This window comes from Actinoplanes sp. NBC_00393, assembly GCF_036053395.1.
Lineage (GTDB): Bacteria > Actinomycetota > Actinomycetes > Mycobacteriales > Micromonosporaceae > Actinoplanes.
The window spans coordinates 8,929,365-8,946,830 of the sequence record NZ_CP107942.1; the positions used below are offsets into that span (position 1 = coordinate 8,929,365).

A 17,466-nucleotide genomic window follows, 5' to 3' on the forward strand; every position below is an offset into this window, starting at 1 on the left:
GCGGCTCGCGGGATCGGAGAGGAGGCCCCGATTGCCTAGCGTGAACGACATGACGACGACCTACGCCGATTCGGCGAACCAGTCGAGCCTGGCCGGGCGCTACCTGCGCCAGCTGGGCATCGACACCCAGTACGTGCTTCTCGGGTTCCCGATCGGTCTGATCACGATCGTGCTCTGCCTGACCGGGTTCGCGGTCGGCATCGGCACCGTGATCATCTGGGTCGGCCTGCCGATCCTGGTCGCCACTCTGGGGATGTCCCGCGGCTTCGCCATCCTGGAGCGGGCCCGGATGGGACCGGTGCTGCGGCGCAGGATCCCGCACCCGATGTACCGCACCGCCCGCGCCGACGGCTGGGTACGCAAGATGCTGTCCCCACTCGCCGACGCGCAGTCCTGGTTGGACATGGTGCACGGGATCTTCCGGTTCATCCCGAGCACCCTGGCGTTCTGCTTCGTCATCACCTGGTGGTCGGTGACCGTGGCCGGCCTCACCTACCCGTTCTACGACTGGACGCTGCCGCACCCGGAGGCCAACTACGAGCTGCCGGAGTTCCTCGGCTTCCAGGACACCGCCGGCACCCGGATCGGCGTCAACGTGATGATCGGCCTGATCTTCGGCGCCACCCTCTACCCGGTGGTCCGCGGCGCCGCCCTCTTCGAGGCGTTCTTCGCGCAGCTTCTGCTCAGCCGGGTCGACGACCTGCGGCAGCAGGTCGCCCAGGCGAACGCGGACCGGGACATCGCCCAGCAGCAGAAGGCGGCCGCGGTCTCGGCCGAGGCGGTCGCGCTGCGCAGGCTGGAACGCGATATCCACGACGGCCCGCAGCAGCGGCTGGTGCGGCTGGCCATGGACCTGGGCCGGGCCGAGCAGCAGTTCGCCACCGACCCGGAAGCGGCCCGGGCCACCGTCGCCGAGGCGCTCTCGCAGACCCGGGAAACCCTGGACGAGCTGCGTGCCCTCTCCCGCGGCATCGCCCCGCCGATCCTGGTCGACCGGGGACTGCAGGCCGCGCTGACCGCGCTCGCCGGCCGGTGCACCGTGCCGGTCGACCTGGACGCGCCGCCGATCGAGCGCCTCGACCCGTCGGTCGAGTCGACTGCGTACTTCGTGGTGGCCGAGGCCCTGACCAACGTCGCCAAGCACAGCCACGCCAGCGAGGTGCAGGTGAGTGTGCAGCGGATCGCCACCGGCCTGCTGGTCACCGTCGCCGACGACGGGATCGGCGGGGCCAGCCTCGCCAAGGGTCACGGTCTGGCCGGACTCGACGACCGGGTCCGGGCGGCCGGCGGGGTGATGGCGGTGGAGAGTCCGGAAGGCGAAGGGACGCGGCTCACGGCGGCATTGCCGATCTGACAGCATGGCGGCATGCGTGTGGTGATTGCCGACGATGCCGTCCTGCTGCGAGAGGGCCTGGTACGGCTCGTCGAGGAGAACGGTCACACTGTGGTGGCGGCCGTCGGCGACGGGCCGTCCCTGGTCGAGGCGATCAAGGAACACCGTCCGGACGTCTCCATCGTGGACGTCCGGATGCCGCCGTCGCACACCGACGAGGGGCTGCGCGCCGCGGTCGAGGCGCGGGCCGCGGTGCCGGGCAGTCCGATCCTGGTGCTCTCCCAATACGTCGAGGTCTCCTACGCCGATGATCTGCTCGCCGATCGCCGAGGGGCGGTCGGCTATCTGCTCAAGGACCGGGTGTCGCTGGTCGCCGACTTCCTGGACGGGCTGAACCGGGTCGCCGAGGGCGGCACCGTGCTCGACCCCGAGGTGGTCGGCCAGCTGCTGGTCCGCCGGCACCGCGACGACCCGCTGCGCAGCCTGACCCCGCGTGAGCGCGAGGTGCTGGGCCTGATGGCCGAGGGCATGTCGAACACCGCGATCGCCCGCAAGATGGTGGTCACCGAGGGCGCGGTGGAGAAGCACGTGCGCAACATCTTCACGAAGCTCGGGTTGCACCAGGACGAGGAGCAGCACCGGCGGGTCCTGGCGGTGCTGGCCTACCTCCAGACGTAGGGCTAGCACTACCCCGGACCGGGGTGCTCGCCGGATCGTCCAGCCACTTCGGAATTCATAGCGTTCTCACCATGGACAACAGGGGGAACGTCAAGGGAATCGCGGCGCGCGTCGCGATGTGGAGCGCCCGCCATCGGGCGCTCGCCATCATCGGCTGGATCGCCTTCGTCGCGGCCACGGTCATGCTCAGCGCACAGCTCGGGACCACACAGGCCAACTACGCCGAGGCGGGGCACGGGGACTCCGGCGACGCGGACCGGATCGTCGAGGCGGCCGGTTTCCCGGAGCAGCCGGCCGGTGAGATGGTGCTGATCCAGAACCGGGCCGGCAGGGACCGGGTGGCCGCTGCGGAGGAGGTCACCCGGGCGCTGAAGTCGACCACGGACGTCACCGACGTACAGGCGCCGATCGAGTCGCCGGACGGCCGGTCGACGTTGATCTCGTTCACCATCGGCGGTGACGCGGAGACCGCGGGGGACCGGGTCGGCCCGGCGCTGGACACGGTGTCCAAGGTGCAGGCCGCCCACCCGGATCTCTACATCGCCGAGGCCGGTGACGCGAGCGGGGACAAGCTGATCGGTGACGAGCTGGAGGAGGGCCTCACCCGGCTGTCGCTGCTGTCCATCCCGGTGACGCTCGGCATCCTGCTGGTCGCCTTCGGCGCCGTGGTGGCCGCGCTGCTGCCGGTGGCGCTGGCGGTCATGTCGGTGGTCGCCGCGATCGGGTTGATGGCCGTGGCAAGCCGGTTCGCGCCGGCGGTGGACGAGACCACGCACGTGATGCTGCTGATCGGCCTGGCGGTCGGTGTCGACTACTGCCTCTTCTACATCCGGCGGGAACGCGACGAGCGGCGCAAGGGCGCGGATCCGCACCGGGCACTGATGATCGCCGCGCAGACGTCCGGCCGGTCGATCTGGGTCAGCGGGCTCACCGTGATCGTGGCCATGGCCGGCATGTTCTTCACCCGTGACGTCACGTTCGTCAGCTTCGCGACCGGCACGATTCTGGTGGTCGCCACCGCGGTGCTGGGTTCGCTGACCGTGCTGCCGGCTCTGCTGTCGGCCCTCGGCGACCGGGTAGACGCGGTCAAGATCCCCGGCCTGTACCGCCGGAACAGCGAGGGCCGGGTGTGGAACGGGCTGCTGAAGCTCGTACTCGCCAAGCCGTTGATCTCTGCGGTGGTTGCGGTGGCGGCCCTGGGCGCGCTCGCCGCGCCGGCCCTGGATCTGAAGACCAAGGGTCAGGGCATCCAGGACGTGTCCCCGGACGCGCCGGTGGTGCAGGCCTTCCTCGCGATCGGCGAGGCGTTCCCCAGCAAGACCACGCCGGCGCAGGTCGTCGTGCAGGCGGACACCGTCAAGGGCGCGCAGTTCGATCAGGCGCTGGCCGAGTTCCGGTCCGCGGTACAGGCCAGTGGCGGCAAGCTGGTCGAGCCGATCGACGTCGAGGTCAACCCGGCCGGGAACGTCGCGGTGGTCTCCGTCGGCCTGACCGGCAAGGAGGAGAGCGCCGAGGTGATCAGCGCGCTGAACCTGCTGCGCGGCGAGGTGGTCCCCGAGACGTTCGGAGCGCTTCCCGGTACGACCGCGCTGGTCACCGGCATGACCGCGGGCAGCGTCGACTACAACGAACGGCTGGAGGAGAGCCTGCCCTGGGTCTTCACCTTCGTACTCGGGCTGGCGTTCCTGCTCCTGCTGGTCTCGTTCCGCTCGGTCGTCATCGCGATCACCGGCGTGGCGCTGAACCTGCTCTCGGTGGCGGCCGCCTACGGCATGCTGGTCTTCGTCTTCCAGTACGGCCACTTCGAGGACCAGCTCAACTTCGTGTCCGGCGGGGGGATCACCAACTGGATGCCGCTCTTCCTCTTCGTCATCCTGTTCGGCCTCTCGATGGACTACCACGTCTTCGTGGTCAGCCGGATCCGCGAGGGACACGACCGGGGTCTGCCGATCCGCGAGGCGGTGCGCGACGGCATCGGCAGCACGGCCGGCGTGATCACCAGCGCCGCGGTGGTGATGGTCGCGGTCTTCGCGCTCTTCGCCACGCTTCCGCTGACCGCCACGAAGGAGCTCGGCGTCGGCCTGGCGGCGGCGGTCCTGCTGGACGCGACGATCGTCCGCGCGGTGCTGCTGCCGGCCGTGATGACGCTGCTCGGCCGGGCGAACTGGTGGCTGCCCCGCGGCCTGCGCTGGCTGCCGGAGATCGCCCACGAGCCGCCCGCGGCGGTCACCCCGCCGCCGGCCGAGCGGGAGCTGACGACGGTCAGCTGACCAGCTGAGCGAGGGCGCCGCCCAGGTGGGCGGCGCCCAGTCCGGCCGTGATGCTGAGCAGCGGATATCCGATGGCGGTGACGATCTCACCGCGCCGGGCCAGGGTGAGCGTCTCCCAGCTGAACGTCGAGTACGTCGTCAGCGCCCCGCAGAACCCGGTCCCGAGCAGCGCGACCACACCGGGGCCCAGCGGGACGGCGAGGACCAGCCCGAGCGCGAACGAGCCGGCGACGTTGACCACGAGCGTGCCCCACGGGAACGCCGGACCGTAGCGGACCTGGAAGAACCGGTCGGTGAGATAGCGCAGCGGCGCCCCGGCGGCCGCGCCCAGGGCGACCAGAAGCAGGGTCATCGGCGGACGGCCGTGGCCAGGGCGCTGCCCGCCCAGACCGCCAGCAGGGCACCGACCAGGGTGGCGGCCAGATAACCCAGGCCGGCCTCGGAGACCTGCGCGGTGGCGGTGGAGAAGGTGGTGTAGCCGCCGAGCACCCCGGTGCCGAGAAAGAGGCGCGGCAGCCGCCGGTCGATCACCGTGTAGAGCACGCCGATCAGGAAACAGCCGGAGATGTTGACCACCCAGGTGGCCCAGGGCGTGCCCGGCCAGGCGGCCGAGACGCCGTAGCGCGTCACCGCGCCGAGCACGCCACCGGCAGCGACGGCCAGCAGCGCCGGCCGGTCCACGTCGAGATCCATCACCAGGGACGTTAGCCCACCGGGAGCCGGGCGGCCGGGGAGACGTGGCGGCGTCCCCCCGGCCGGTCCCGGGGCGCTCGTTCCGCCGAGCACCGACTGTCCACTTTAGGCCAAGATCAAAATATCGGGGTACGGGCATCGAAGCTTTCCCCGACCGGGACGCGACCACCTGCCGGGGCGCGGCCGAAACGCGGCCGCCGGGCCAGGGCAGGTGGTCGAGGTCGTCAGAGCAGGACCCGCTCCGGCGCCGCAGGAACGGCAACCGGCGCCGCGGGGGTCCGGCGCCGCAGCCCGGCAAGCCGGAAACCGGCGCGCATCGCGGCGTACGCCGGGTAGCTGTTCACCGCGACCAGCCGGTGCTTGATACCCGGCGTGCCGCCCGGCGGCAGATAGCTGTCCGGGCGGTACCGGCGATACCGTGCGGCGATCTCGCGGAAGAACGCGCGGCGGTGGCTCGGGTGCACCCGGGTGTCGTTGCCGGCCACCACGAGCAGGTGACTGATCATCAGGCTGAACACCCGCGCGCGTACCCCGGGGCCGGCGCCGGTCCGGTCCAGCCGCTCGTGCAGCCGGTCGTACTGCTCGAAGGCCTCGAAGTGCCGCCTGCTGCGGGAACCGGTGATCGCGCCGGTCCGGCCGATCCGGTAGTGGTAGCAGACCCGGTTCAGCACGTCGAGACGCTCGGCGGCGATCAGCACCGGATTGCTGAACGCGACGTCCTCGTACCAGCCCTCCGGGAAGTGCAGGTCGTGCTCGGCCAGCAGCTCCCGGCGGATGATCCGGTTCCAGGCGGTGTGCTGCACCCCGAGCAGCCGCTCCAGGGTGGGCGGCCCGGCCAGCAGCGGCGAGCTCGCGTCGGTCTTGACGACGCCGCCCTCGTGGACCCGCAGGTGGTCGACGAGCAGCACGTCGGGGCCGGTCTCGCGGAGGCGGTCCAGCACGGCCCGCATCGAGCCCTCGGGCAGCCAGTCGTCGCTGTCGACGAACCACACGTACCGGCCGCGGGCCTCGGCCAGGCCGGCGTTGCGGGCCAGGCCCAGGCCGACGTTGCTCTCCAGGTGCAGCACGCGCAGGCCGCCGTGACGATCCGCGTACGCATCCAGCAGCGCGCCGCACGAGTCGGGCGACGCGTCGTCGACGGCGATCACCTCGACCTGCGCGTTCTCCTCGGCGGTGAGCCCGGCGCGCAGCGAGTCCAGACACTGGTGGAGGTAGTCCTCGACCGCGTAGACCGGCACCACGACGGTCAGCAGAACATCCATGTGTTCACCGTCGGCCCCCTAAATGAAGCTCAGGGTAACCACAGTTGTCATGGATCTACGTCATCGGCAACATCCGGGAACAGCAGCGCGTGCATGCCCTCGGCGGTCAGCGGCTCGGCGAAGTAGTAGCCCTGGCCCAGCTCGCAGTTGCCGTCGGCCAGTTCGCTGAGCTGCCCGGCGTCCTCGATGCCCTCGGCGACCGTGGAGAGCTGCAGCGCCTGCCCGAGCTGGATGATGCCCAGGGTGAGCGCCGCGGCGGCCGGCTCGTCGCCGACGTCGTCCACGAACGACTTGTCGATCTTGATGATGTCGACCGGGAACCGGCGCAGGTAGGCGAGCGAGGAGTACCCGGTGCCGAAGTCGTCGATGGCCAGGCGTACGCCCAGCTCCTTGATCGCCTCGAGCCGGCGCAGCGTCTCCGGCCGGTGATCGACGAGCAGCGACTCGGTCAGCTCGATCACCAGGCAGTGCGCCGGCAACCCGCTGTCGTCGAGCGCGGAACGCACCACGTCCGGCAGGTCGGCGCGGTCCAGCTGCACCGCGGAGAGGTTCACGCTGACGGTGAGCGGCGGCCGGCCGTCGCGCCGGGTGTTCCAGGCGGCCGCCTGCCGGCATGCCTCCCGCAGCACCCATTCGCCGATCGGGACGATCATCCCGGTCTCCTCGGCGAGCGGGATGAAGTCCAGCGGCGGGATCATCCCGCGGTCCGGGTGCTGCCAGCGGACCAGCGCCTCCAGTCCGGAGATCTCCCCGGTGCGCAGCCGTACGATTGGCTGGAACCGCAGCTCGAACTCGTGCCGCAGCACCGCGCGGCGCAGGTCGGCCTCCATCTCCAGGTGCTTCTGGAAGGACTCGCGCATCGCCGGCTCGAAGACGGCGTACTGGTCCTTGCCCTGCTTCTTCGCCTCGAACATCGCCAGGTCGGCGCGGACCAGCAGCTCCTGGGCGTCCTCGGCGCCGTTCTCGCCGTACGCGACACCCACGCTGCAGGTCACGAAGGTCTCCCGCCCGTCCAGGTCGAACGGCTCGCGCAGCGCGGCCACGATCCGCCGGGCCACCGGAACCGCTGCCTCCGCGCCGCCGATCTCCGGCAGCAGGACCGCGAACTCGTCACCGCCGAGCCGGGCGGCGGTGTCACCGGTACGCAGGCACTCGCGGAGCCGGTCGGCGACCGCGACGAGCAACCGGTCGCCGGCGACGTGCCCGAGCGCATCGTTGATCACCTTGAACCGGTCGAGGTCGACCAGCAGCACCGCCGCGCCGCCCGGCCGGGAGGCGTCGAGCGCCGTCTCCATCCGGGTCACGAAGAGCGAGCGGCTGGCCAGCCCGGTCAGCGAGTCGCGGAACGCCTGGTTCATCTCGTGCAGCGTGCGGGCGTCGGTGATGGCCAGGCTCACGTGCTCGGCGAACGCCAGCAGGATCTCCTGGGACGGCTTGTCCCACTCCCTAAGGCCGCTGTACGAGCCGACGAACATCGCCCCGACCACCACGCCGTTCTCGTGTACCGGCACCGCCATGACGCTCTTCAGCCGGGCCCGGACCACTTCCGGTACGGCGATCGGCGAGTTGGCGTAGTCGTCGACCGCGACCAGTTCGTCTCCCATGATCGCCAGTCCGGCGGCGCCGAGCGCGGCGACCGGGACCGCCTGCATCCGGGGAACGGCCTCGTCCGGGATGCCCCGGGAGGCGATCAGGCTGGTCCGGCTCGGGTCGTCGGCGTCCAGCACGGTGAGGCCGGCCATCTCGACGTTCATCAGCTCGGCGGCGCCGGCCGTGATCATGTCGAGGACCCGCGGCAGCGGCTCGCGCCGGGCGATCGCCCGCTGCACCGTGCTCAGCTCCTCGAAGAGGCGTTGCCGGCGCTGCAGCGAGTCGATCAGCCGGCCGTTCTCGGCGGCCTGGCGCCGCTCCGACTCCATCAGCTGCAATGCCTGAAGGCTCAGTTCGAGCACCCGGGCCATGCCGCGGAGCAGGCAGACCTCCTCGACGCTGAACTCGCCGTTGCGGCGGCCGAGCGCGAGCACACCGGCGGACGGGCCGGACAGCGGGGCGCAGGCCACCGCGTACGAGGACCCGTCGGCCTCCAGCACGGTGCGCCGGCCGGCGGCGATCTCGGAGAGCGGGTACGCGGGAATCCGTTCGACGGGCAGCCCGACGGCCGCGACCACGCCCCCGTCGACCATGAGCACTGCCAGGTCGGCCTCGAGCGCGCGAACCGCGCACTCCACGGCGGCGTGCTGCGCGGCGGCCTCGTCGGGCCGATCGGCGACGACGGCGAGGAACTCCGTCAGTTGCTGGGTGGCGAGCACGTGGTTGCAGTCGGCGGGCCGGGCGGCGACTTGAGGGAAATCCGGGCCGCGTGCCAACCTGGTCACGAACGGTCAGGCGGTCGCTACGTAAGGTTGCCAAAGAGGGCGCGATGCGACTGAATGGAGTCCGTGGATACGCCGGAGGATGATCCATCGAGCGCGCTCGCTCCCGGCCGCATCGGCGCGGCCTTCGTCGCCGTTCTGGGTCTGGCGGCAGCCGTTCCGATCGTCACCGCCGTCACCCTTCTGCCGTCTGCGCTGGCCACCGGCGCGGGGCCGCTCGTGCCGCTGGCGTTCGTCGCGGTGGCGGTGATCCTCGTCCTCTTCTGTACCGGGTACGCGGCCATGGCCCGGCGGTCCCCGAGTGCCGGTGCGGCGTACGCCTATGTCGCTCGCGGCCTCGGCCGTCCAGCCGGTCTGGCGGCCGGCTGGCTCGCGGTGGCCGGCTACCAAGCGATCCAGTTCGGTCTATATGTGCTCGCCGGTGTGGCAGCCGCGCCGCTGTTGCGGAGCTGGTTCGGCATCACCGCGCCGTGGTGGGCGGTGGCCGCCGCGTGCTGGGCCTTCGTCGCGCTCTGCGGCACCATGCGGCTGGAGGTCGCGGCCGGCGTGCTCGCCCTGCTGGCCGGCGCGGAGGCGGCCGTCCTGGCCGGGCTGGCCGCCGCCAACGTCATCGAGCCGTACGCGGGACGCGTCACCACCGAGTCGATCACGATCACCGACCTCGGCGCCGTCGACCGCCCGACGCTCGGCCTGCTGCTCGCCGGCGGTCTGCTGGCCTTCGCCGGCTTCGAGACCACCGGCACCTACGCGGAGGAGGCTCTGCGCCCGCGCCGCACCACCGCCCTGGCCGGCTGCGGCGCGGTGGTCCTGATCGTCCTGCTGCTCGGCGGGCTCGCCTGGTCGATGATCGTCGCCGCCGGGCCCGGGTCGATCACCAGCCGGGCCGGCGCGGGCGGCGTCGAGCTGATCTTCGACTTGGCTGACGACCGGCTCGCCCCGTGGGCGGTGACCCTGACCCGGTTGATGTGGTTCGGCGGGGTTGTGGCCGGGCTGCTCGCTCTGCACCTGCCGATCGCCCGCTACCTCTTTGCGATGGGACGGGAGCGGGTGCTTCCCGGCGTACTGGGACACACCGGCCGGCGTACCGGCGCTCCCCGCGCGGCCTCCCTGACCCAGTCGCTGATCGCCGGGGCGGCCCTGGCCGGCGCCTGGGCGGCCGGCGCCGATCCGGGCCCCGCCACCGCCCGCTGGCTGCTGATCGGCGGCGCGCTCAGCATCCTGGTCCTCTTCGTGATCACGTCGCTGGCCGCGCTGCTGCACCTGAATCGGGTGCCCGGCCCCGAAAGCGCCTGGGCCCGCTTCATCGCGCCCGTTCTGTCCACTGTGTCCTTGGCCAGCCTCGCCTGGCTGGCCCTGCGGGATCTGCCCGCGCTGCTCGATCTGCCGGCCGGATACGCGCTGGTCCGGGCCGTCCCGGCGGCGCTGGCCGGCTGCCTGCTGCTCGGCCTGCTGCACGCCGCCGCACTGCGCCGCGTCAACCCGGTCGCCTACGCCGGCATCGGTCTCGACGGCGTCGCGGTCGTGATCACCCCGCAGTCACCCGCCGAACCCGGGCCGTCGCCGGATCCTCCGCTGATCCCGCGGCAGCGCACACCCGGCGCCCATCGGCCGGAGCGGATCCAGGTCAGCCAAAGAAGTCCTGGACCTGAGTGAGCGTCAGATAGCCCTGGGGTTCCAGCTCGCGCGGGATGGACGGGAGCGCCTTCGCGGTCACCCGCACCTCGTCCGGGTTCTCCGGCAGCGGGGCGGGCGCGGGCGTCGGTGGCAGATCCGGCAGGGCCATCGCCTCCCGGATCACCTCGAACATGGTGCGCACCTCGGTGGTCGCCCGCCGGGCCAGCTCGTCGCGGTCGCTGCCGGCCGGCGGCAGCTCGCAGGTGAAGTTCGCCCGCAGCTGGTCGTCGACGCGGCGGATGTCGGCGCTGGGGCGCAGGTGATCGAGCCGCCCCTCGGTGACGATGCCGAGCTCGCAGCCGGCGAACCCGGAGCAGTCCCACCACTGTTGCCAGTGCGGGTCGGCGTCCAGGGTCTGCGCCGCCTGCTGGAGCGCCACCAGGTAGTACCGCGGGGCCCGGCCGTCCCGAGTTGCCGTCCCCAGCCGCGGGTGGAGCCAGAACTCGTCCATGGTTCGCATGGTGACAGGCGAACCGGCTGAGTGTGGGCATTCCGGGCACGCGCGTCGGGGTGTCCCGGCCGTCCGTCGCTCCGTGTCGGCACCCCGATCGTGGGGTGACCCGGCGTGGAGCGGTGCTCATGTCCGGTTTGACCCGCAACATAAAGGGTCTATCGGACACAAGGGGCGAGGATGAGAAGATTCTGGGCGGCTACCGCGGTAGCGCTCTGTGCGGTCGGCGCCGGAGTCACGGCGGCACAGGCCGAAACGCAGAGTGGCGAGCGCAAAACCCAGCCGGCGGCGATCGCGTGGGGCCCCTGCACGGATGCGACGCTGAAGGCGCAGGGCGCGGAGTGCGGCACCGTGAGCGTGCCGATGGATCACCGCGCGCCGACCGGCGCCAAGATCCAGCTCGCCGTGTCGCGGATCAAGCACACCGTGCCGGCCGGTCAGTACCAGGGCGTCATGCTGGTCAACCCGGGTGGCCCGGGTGGGCCCGGCCTGGCCCTGGCCACGCTCGGAACGCACGTGCCGAAGGACGCCGGGGCGGCGTACGACTGGATCGGCTTCGACCCGCGCGGTGTGGGCGCCAGCAAGCCGAAGTTGTCCTGTGACAGCGACTACCAGGGCTACAACCGGCCCGCGTACGTGCCGAGCAGCGCGTCGATCGAGAACGCCTGGCACACCAAGACCCGTGCGTACGCGGCCGCCTGTGCCCGGGCCGGCGGGAACCTGCTGAACCACCTGCGCACCGAGGACTCGGTGCGCGACATCGACAGCATCCGGCAGGCCCTCGGCACCGACAAGATCAGCTTCTACGGCTTCTCGTACGGCACCTACCTGGCCCAGGTCTTCGCCACCCGCTACCCGAACCGGGTGCACCGGATGGTCCTGGACGGCGTGGTCGACCCGACGCGGGTCTGGTACCGCTCCAACCTCGACCAGGACCTCGCCTTCGACCGCAGCATCAAGGTCTACTTCGCCTGGCTGGCCAAGCACAACGCCGTCTACCGCCTGGGCAGCTCCGCCCGAGCCGTGGAACAGCTCTACTACCGCCAGCTGCGCGAACTGGCCGCCAAGCCGGCCGGCGGGGTGATCGGCCCGGCCGAGTTCACCGACATCTTCCTGCAGCCCGGCTATTACATCTTCGGCTGGGAGGCGACCGCCCGGGCGTTCTCGGCATGGGTCCACAAGAAGGACGCGCAGCCGCTCAAGAAGCTCTTCGACGAGAACCACCCGCAGAGCCCGGGCTCAGACAACGGCTACGCCATCTACCTCGGGGTGCAGTGCACCGACGCGCCGTGGCCGACCAGCTGGCGCAAGTGGGTCAAGGACAACTGGCGGGTGCACCACAAGGCGCCGTTCGAGACCTGGGGCAACGCCTGGTACAACGCGCCGTGCCGGCACTGGGCCGGGCGGTCCGGGAAGCCCACCGCGGTGGACGGCCGCAAGGTGCCGCCGGTTCTGCTGATCAGCGAGACGCTGGACGCGGCCACCCCGTACTCCGGCAGCCTCGAGGTCCGTCGTCGCTTCCCGCTGGCCGCGCTGATCGAGGGTCTGGGCGGGACCACCCACGCCGGCTCGCTCTTCGGCAACGCCTGTGTCGACGACTCGATCGCCGACTACCTGGCGTCCGGCAAGCTGCCGAAGCGGGTGAAGGCGAACCGCTCCGACAAGCAGTGCAAGCCGATCGCCCAGCCCACCCCGGTCTCCGCCGAGCCGGCCCCGGCCGGGAAGCGGGCCGGTTCACCCAGCGACCGGCTCCGCCTCCAGCGCTTGATCGTCGGGCGCTGACCTGGGAGCCACTCCCCTTCGCGGTGAGCTATGCTCGACCCCGCGAAGGGGAGTAGCTCCCAATGTCGCGGTCGACATACTGATCCCGGTTTCCGGGGTCCGGCCGTGCGGCCTCAGCTGAGGCGAGCGAGACCTTCGACCAGGCCGTATTCACTGCGGCCGGGTCGAGGTCGCCCTGCGCCCCCTCCCGGCCGTCTCTACCGGGAGTCAGTTCGTGGAAGCTTTCCTGGCCGCACTGGCCATCAGTTTCGCGGTCATCTTCGTGGCCGAGCTGGGCGACAAGTCGCAGCTCATGGCCATGACCTTCGCCACCCGATTCAAGACCCTGCCGGTGCTGATCGGCATCACCGTGGCCACCGCGGTGGTCCACCTGGTGTCGGTCGGCATCGGCTACGGCCTCGGCGCCACCATTCCCACCGGCTGGATCTCCCTGATCGCCGGTATCGCCTTCCTCGGGTTCGGCGCCTGGACGCTGCGTGGCGACAGCCTCACCGACGAGGAGAAGGGCAAGGCCGAGCGGTCCACCGGCTCGGCGATCTGGGCCGTGGGCGGCGCGTTCTTCCTGGCCGAGCTGGGTGACAAGACCATGCTGGCGACCATCACGCTGGCCACCCAGCACGGCTGGTTCGGCGTCTGGATCGGCTCGACGATCGGTATGGTGGCCGCCGACGCGCTCGCCATCCTGGTCGGCCGCTACCTGGGCCGGCACCTGCCGGAGAAGGTGATCAAATACGGCGCCGCGGCACTCTTCGCTATCTTCGGCATCTGGCTGATCGCCGAAGGCGTGATCGAGGTTCGGTAAGGGAGTCGTCGTGTCGCAAGACCGGCCCGTCGAGATGGCCCGGGTCCAGTTGCTCCGGGGAGAGCCGGGCGCTGCCGCGGAGCTGCTCGGGCCGGTGCTCGCGGCAGAACCGGACGACGTCACCGCACTGGTCCTGATGACCCACGCCCAGCTCGCCCTGAAACGGCCCGAGCTCGCCGAGGAGACCGCCCGCCGGGCCGTGCGGCATGCTCCCGAGTGGCCGGACGCGCTCTCCGCGCTGAGCCGGGTGCTCACCGCGCAGGAACGGCACGACGAGGCGATCGCCACCGCCCGGGAGGCGGTGTTGCGTCAGCCGGACAACCCGTACCGGCACAACCGGCTGGCGTGGGCGCTGCTGGAGGACGGCCGGCTTCCGGTCGAGGCGGAGCACGCGGCCCGCGAGGCGGTCCGGCTCGGCCCGGACGAGGCCGACTTCCGGATCACGTACGCCATGGTGATGAAGCAGCTCAACCTGCTGGACCGGGCGCGGCAGGCGCTGCGCGACGCGCTGCAGCTGGAACCGGAGAACGCGGTCGCCCAGCACGAACTCGCCGCCCTGGACGTGGTGCACCACCACCCGTTCGCGCTGAGCCGGCTGGCCCGGGGCGCGTCCGGGCTGGTCGGGGCACTGCGGGCGGACCCGAAGCAGGAGGCCAGCCGGTTCCTGCTGGACATCGCGCTGCGCCAGTTCCTGGTCTACACGTCGATCATTCTGGTGCTTCTGGCGTACGTCGGATGGCGTCTCGCGGACGGGTCGACCGGCGCCGCACGCATCGTGGCCGCGCTGGCGGCGCTCGCTCCGGCCGCGTACGCCGGCTTCTTCCTGGCCCGGCTGGACCCCGCACTCCGCCGCTACCTGCGTGATCTGCTGGCCCACGGCCGGCAGCGGGTGGCCGGCGTCGCGGCCGCCCTCGCCGTCCTCCTGCTGCTGTTCGCCGTGGTGGCCCCGGCCGGCTGGCTGACCGTGCTGCTCGGCTCGGCCACCGCGGCGGGCTTCGCGGTGCGGCTGCTCACCGCGCCGGCCGAGGAGCCGGGGGAGACCGGACGCGGGCTCTCCACCTACGCGCTGTGGCTGGTCGCGGGCGTCTTCATCGCGCTGGCCACCGGCCTGGCCGCCACCGAGGCGGCCGATACGCAATGGCGCCCGGCCGCGGTGGGGGCCGCCCTGACCGGCGCCGCGATCTGCCTCTTCGTGGTCTTCCGCCGTCGCCGCGCGGGCCGCTGAAAGCGCGGCTCGCAGAGAGGAATCGCTAAGTTCCCGCCGGATGTTGCCGAAGTTGTCCGCGTGACCTCCATCCCCGCGCTCCTCTCCAGCGGCCCGATGACCGACCCGGCCCAGCCCACCCGGTTTGCGGCACCCACCGGTGTCCCGGCAGCCTCCAACACCGACCCCACCGACCTGGCTGTCGCCCGCGCCGCGGCCCTCTTCGAGCACCTCCAGCCCGACAAGGCCGCCGAGCTCCTGGGCCCGGCGCTCGCCGCGAACCCCTCCTCGGCGGCCGGCTGGATCCTGATGGCCCGGGTCCGGCTGGCGCTGGACCAGGTCGAGCCGGCCCTCGAGGCGGCGACCCGGGCGATCGACCTGGCACCCGACGACCCGCGGCCACCGGCCATCGCCAGCCGGGCGCTGACCCTGCTGAACCGGCACGACGAGGCGATGAGCATGGCCTACCGCGCGGTCATCGTGGAGCCGAAGAACCCGCTCTGGCACGACCGGGTGGCCTGGGCGCTGCTCGCCGCGGACCGGCAGCTTGCGGACGCCGAGCAGGCCGCGCGTACCGCGATCGGGCTGGACCCGAACGAGGCTCACTACTACTTCACGCACGGCGCCGCGCTGGCCGCCCTCGGCCACGTCGATCAGGCCCGGCAGGCGTTGCAGACGTCGCTGCGCCTGGAGCCGGGCAACCCGGTGGCCAAGCACCGGCTGGACGTCCTGAACGGGGACGCCGTGCCGGTCGTGGAGAAGAAGAAGCGCGGCTGGAAGCTTTTCGGTCGCAAGGGGGACCAAACCTAATTCAGCCTTTCGGCGAGCCGGTTTGCGACCGGACGGATTACCGTACACGTAATAATTCGGACATGCGATCATGTTTGTCCGCTGCCCTTCTGGCGATCGTGACCGTTGCGGCGCCCGCGTCGGCACCGGCGCAGGCCAATGGCCCCGCGCCGGACACGCAGAAAACGTTCATCGCCCGTTACGGGTTCAACGGGCGGTCGAGTTCGATCATCGACGAGTCCGGGAACGGGCACACCCTGCGCGTCCTCTCGATCCAGGGCGGCCGGGTACGCCCGGTCGCACACGGTCCCGGAACAGCGCTCGCGTTCCCGGGCAAGTGCACCCAGCGGATCTGCCCACACGTGGTGCTGCAGAGCGGCACCTCCGCCGACCTGAACCCGGGCACCCGCAACATCGCGTTCGGCGCCGACGTGCTGCTCGCGCCCGGCCAGACCAGCTCGGGGCAGAACGTCCTGCAGAAGGGCTACTCGAAGACCAGCAGCCAGTACAAGCTGCAGATCGACGGGGTGGCCGGCCGGCCCAGCTGCGTGCTCGTGGACGTCCGCCGGCCCACCATCCGGATCGCCCGCAGCGCGGTCACCACGGCGGACGGGCGCTGGCACCGGATCCGCTGCCAGCGGGCCGGCGCCGTCCTGGAGATCTACGTCGACGACGTGCTGCGCGGCCGGACCCTGGTGCCGGCCGGTCTGTCGGTGGCGAACAACCAGCCGCTGAGCATCGGGGCGAAGGGCGCCTACCGCGACAACGACCAGTTCAACGGCGTCCTCGACAACGTCTGGGTGCGGATCGGCTAGGAGCTCAGCGCGGTCAGCAGCTCGGCGCCCGCGGTGTCGCCGGAGAGCTCCCAGGCGAACAGGCCGCCCAGCGAACGGCTGCGGGCGAAGGCCACCTTGGCGGCGATCGTCGCGGGGGTGTCGTACGACCACCACTGCCCGCCGCATCGCGCGTACGCCGTCCCGCCGATCGTCCCGGTCGGCGGGCACCGGTCCACCAGCACGTGGTAGTCCTCGATCCCCTTGCCGTACCGGCCCGGCGCCGGGCCGGTGGCGGTGGCGCCGGGCTCAGCGGCGGTCACCCCGGTCCAGCCGCGGCCGTAGAAGCCGACACCCATCAGCACCTTCTCCGCCGGCACCCCGAGGTTCAGCAGCTCGGTGACGGTCGCCTCGGTGGTCGCGGTTGCCCGCGGGATCCCGGGGTACGCGTTCAGCGCCGAGTGCGGAGCCGTACGGAACTCTCTTCCGGTCGTGGTGGCGCCGAAGTAGTCGTACGTCATAGCTCCGAGCCAATCCACGTGCCGGGCCGCACCGGCGTAGTCGGTGGCCCGCAGCTTGCCCACGTCACCCGGCACCGCCGTGCTGATCAGCGCCTTCGGGCCGAACTCCGCGCGCAGCGCGGCCAGGACCCCGGTCAGCGCGCCCGGCCCGCTGGCGTCGCAGGCCAATCCGCAGGCGTTCGGGTACTCCCAGTCGATGTCGATGCCGTCGAAGAGCCCGGCCCAGCGGGCGTCATCGAGCAGCGCCCGGCACGACGCGGCGAACCCGGCCGGATCCTTCGCGGCCGTGGCGAACCCGGCCGAACCGGTCCAGCCACCGAACGACCAGAGCAGCTTGAGCTGCGGATACTTCGCCTTGAGCTTGCGGAGCTGGCCGAAGTTGCCGCGCAGCGGATCGGTCGCCTGATCGGCCACACCGTCCATGCTGTCGGCCGCGGCGACCGGCTTCTGATGGGCGGCCCAGTCGTCGCCGACCGTGCACCGGCCGCCGTCGACCTTGCCGAACGCGTACTTCACATGGGTGAGGCGACGGGCCGCGCCGCTGGTCTCGAGATTCTTCACCCGGTAGTTGCGGCCGTAGACACCCCACTCGGTGAAGTAGCCGGCCACCACCCGTGGCGCCGGGCCCGGATCGGGACGCGGTTCGGAGCCGCAGGCGGGGAGAGCCGCCAGGAGAGCAAGGAGCAGGAACGCCGACCGCACACGCATCGGCCCGAAGGTAACCGCAGAATCGGGCGGACGGCGGGTCGTTCCCCCGTACGAGTGTGACCTTGCACGTGGCTGGCGGTGCGCGGCTGTGCGATTGTCGAGCCGTGGTCGTGAGTCCGCGCGAACCCGGGTGGCGTGCCGAGGTCCGCGCCCT

General features: G+C 71.6%; 15 protein-coding genes. 9 read left to right on the top strand and 6 right to left on the bottom strand.

Annotated features, from left to right (window positions below):
- Positions 1-49 precede the first annotated feature (49 nt).
- The 3 genes from OHA21_RS41375 to OHA21_RS41385 all read left to right on the top strand — a co-directional run bounded on the left by OHA21_RS41375 (position 50) and on the right by OHA21_RS41385 (position 4,281).
- A complete protein-coding gene (locus OHA21_RS41375) occupies positions 50-1,354 on the top strand; it encodes a sensor histidine kinase (RefSeq protein ID WP_328464651.1) in 1,305 nt (434 codons plus the stop codon).
- 12 nt (positions 1,355-1,366) lie between these two features.
- Positions 1,367-2,011 carry a response regulator transcription factor gene (locus OHA21_RS41380; protein ID WP_328464653.1) on the top strand — a complete coding sequence of 215 codons (645 nt, stop codon included), beginning with the start codon at positions 1,367-1,369 and terminating at the stop codon, positions 2,009-2,011.
- 71 nt (positions 2,012-2,082) lie between these two features.
- Positions 2,083-4,281: an MMPL family transporter gene (locus OHA21_RS41385; protein ID WP_328464655.1), complete on the top strand. Its 2,199-nt coding sequence runs from the start codon at positions 2,083-2,085 to the stop codon at positions 4,279-4,281.
- Here OHA21_RS41385 and crcB read toward each other — a convergent pair.
- The 4 genes from crcB to OHA21_RS41405 form a co-directional block, all read right to left on the bottom strand.
- Positions 4,274-4,633 (bottom strand): fluoride efflux transporter CrcB, encoded by a 360-nt coding sequence (gene crcB / locus OHA21_RS41390; protein WP_328464657.1) that lies wholly within the window; start codon positions 4,631-4,633, stop codon positions 4,274-4,276. The two genes, OHA21_RS41385 and crcB, sit on opposite strands and share 8 nt — an antisense overlap.
- Complete coding sequence (locus tag OHA21_RS41395; protein ID WP_328464659.1) at positions 4,630-4,974, bottom strand: fluoride efflux transporter FluC; 345 nt, start codon at positions 4,972-4,974, stop codon at positions 4,630-4,632. The genes crcB and OHA21_RS41395 overlap by 4 nt, the downstream gene beginning before the upstream one ends.
- A gap of 224 nt (positions 4,975-5,198) precedes the next feature.
- Complete coding sequence (locus OHA21_RS41400; protein ID WP_328464661.1) at positions 5,199-6,236, bottom strand: glycosyltransferase family 2 protein; 1,038 nt, start codon at positions 6,234-6,236, stop codon at positions 5,199-5,201.
- A 47-nt stretch (positions 6,237-6,283) separates the two neighbouring features.
- Positions 6,284-8,611: a putative bifunctional diguanylate cyclase/phosphodiesterase gene (locus OHA21_RS41405; protein WP_328464663.1), complete on the bottom strand. Its 2,328-nt coding sequence runs from the start codon at positions 8,609-8,611 to the stop codon at positions 6,284-6,286.
- 54 nt (positions 8,612-8,665) lie between these two features.
- On the opposite strand from OHA21_RS41405, the gene OHA21_RS41410 reads away from it, so the two are divergent.
- Entirely contained in the window at positions 8,666-10,261 is a 1,596-nt protein-coding gene (locus OHA21_RS41410; RefSeq protein ID WP_328464665.1) for an APC family permease, read from the top strand.
- Here OHA21_RS41410 and OHA21_RS41415 read toward each other — a convergent pair.
- A complete protein-coding gene (locus OHA21_RS41415) occupies positions 10,233-10,733 on the bottom strand; it encodes a hypothetical protein (RefSeq protein WP_328464667.1) in 501 nt (166 codons plus the stop codon). The genes OHA21_RS41410 and OHA21_RS41415 overlap by 29 nt on opposite strands.
- 180 nt (positions 10,734-10,913) lie before the next feature.
- On the opposite strand from OHA21_RS41415, the gene OHA21_RS41420 reads away from it, so the two are divergent.
- From OHA21_RS41420 to OHA21_RS41440, 5 genes are all read left to right on the top strand, one after another.
- Entirely contained in the window at positions 10,914-12,515 is a 1,602-nt protein-coding gene (locus tag OHA21_RS41420) for an alpha/beta hydrolase (RefSeq protein ID WP_328464669.1), read from the top strand.
- Between the two features lie 214 nt (positions 12,516-12,729).
- Entirely contained in the window at positions 12,730-13,317 is a 588-nt protein-coding gene (locus OHA21_RS41425; protein ID WP_328464671.1) for a TMEM165/GDT1 family protein, read from the top strand.
- 10 nt (positions 13,318-13,327) lie between these two features.
- Positions 13,328-14,542: a tetratricopeptide repeat protein gene (locus tag OHA21_RS41430; protein ID WP_328464673.1), complete on the top strand. Its 1,215-nt coding sequence runs from the start codon at positions 13,328-13,330 to the stop codon at positions 14,540-14,542.
- Positions 14,543-14,602: 60 nt separating this feature from the next.
- Positions 14,603-15,331 carry a tetratricopeptide repeat protein gene (locus OHA21_RS41435; protein WP_328464675.1) on the top strand — a complete coding sequence of 243 codons (729 nt, stop codon included), beginning with the start codon at positions 14,603-14,605 and terminating at the stop codon, positions 15,329-15,331.
- Positions 15,332-15,393: 62 nt separating this feature from the next.
- Positions 15,394-16,125 (top strand): LamG-like jellyroll fold domain-containing protein, encoded by a 732-nt coding sequence (locus OHA21_RS41440; RefSeq protein ID WP_328464677.1) that lies wholly within the window; start codon positions 15,394-15,396, stop codon positions 16,123-16,125.
- On the opposite strand, the gene OHA21_RS41445 is transcribed toward OHA21_RS41440, so the two are convergent.
- Positions 16,122-17,312: a glycoside hydrolase family 18 protein gene (locus OHA21_RS41445; RefSeq protein WP_442874992.1), complete on the bottom strand. Its 1,191-nt coding sequence runs from the start codon at positions 17,310-17,312 to the stop codon at positions 16,122-16,124. The two genes, OHA21_RS41440 and OHA21_RS41445, sit on opposite strands and share 4 nt — an antisense overlap.
- Between the last annotated feature and the right edge of the window lie 154 nt (positions 17,313-17,466).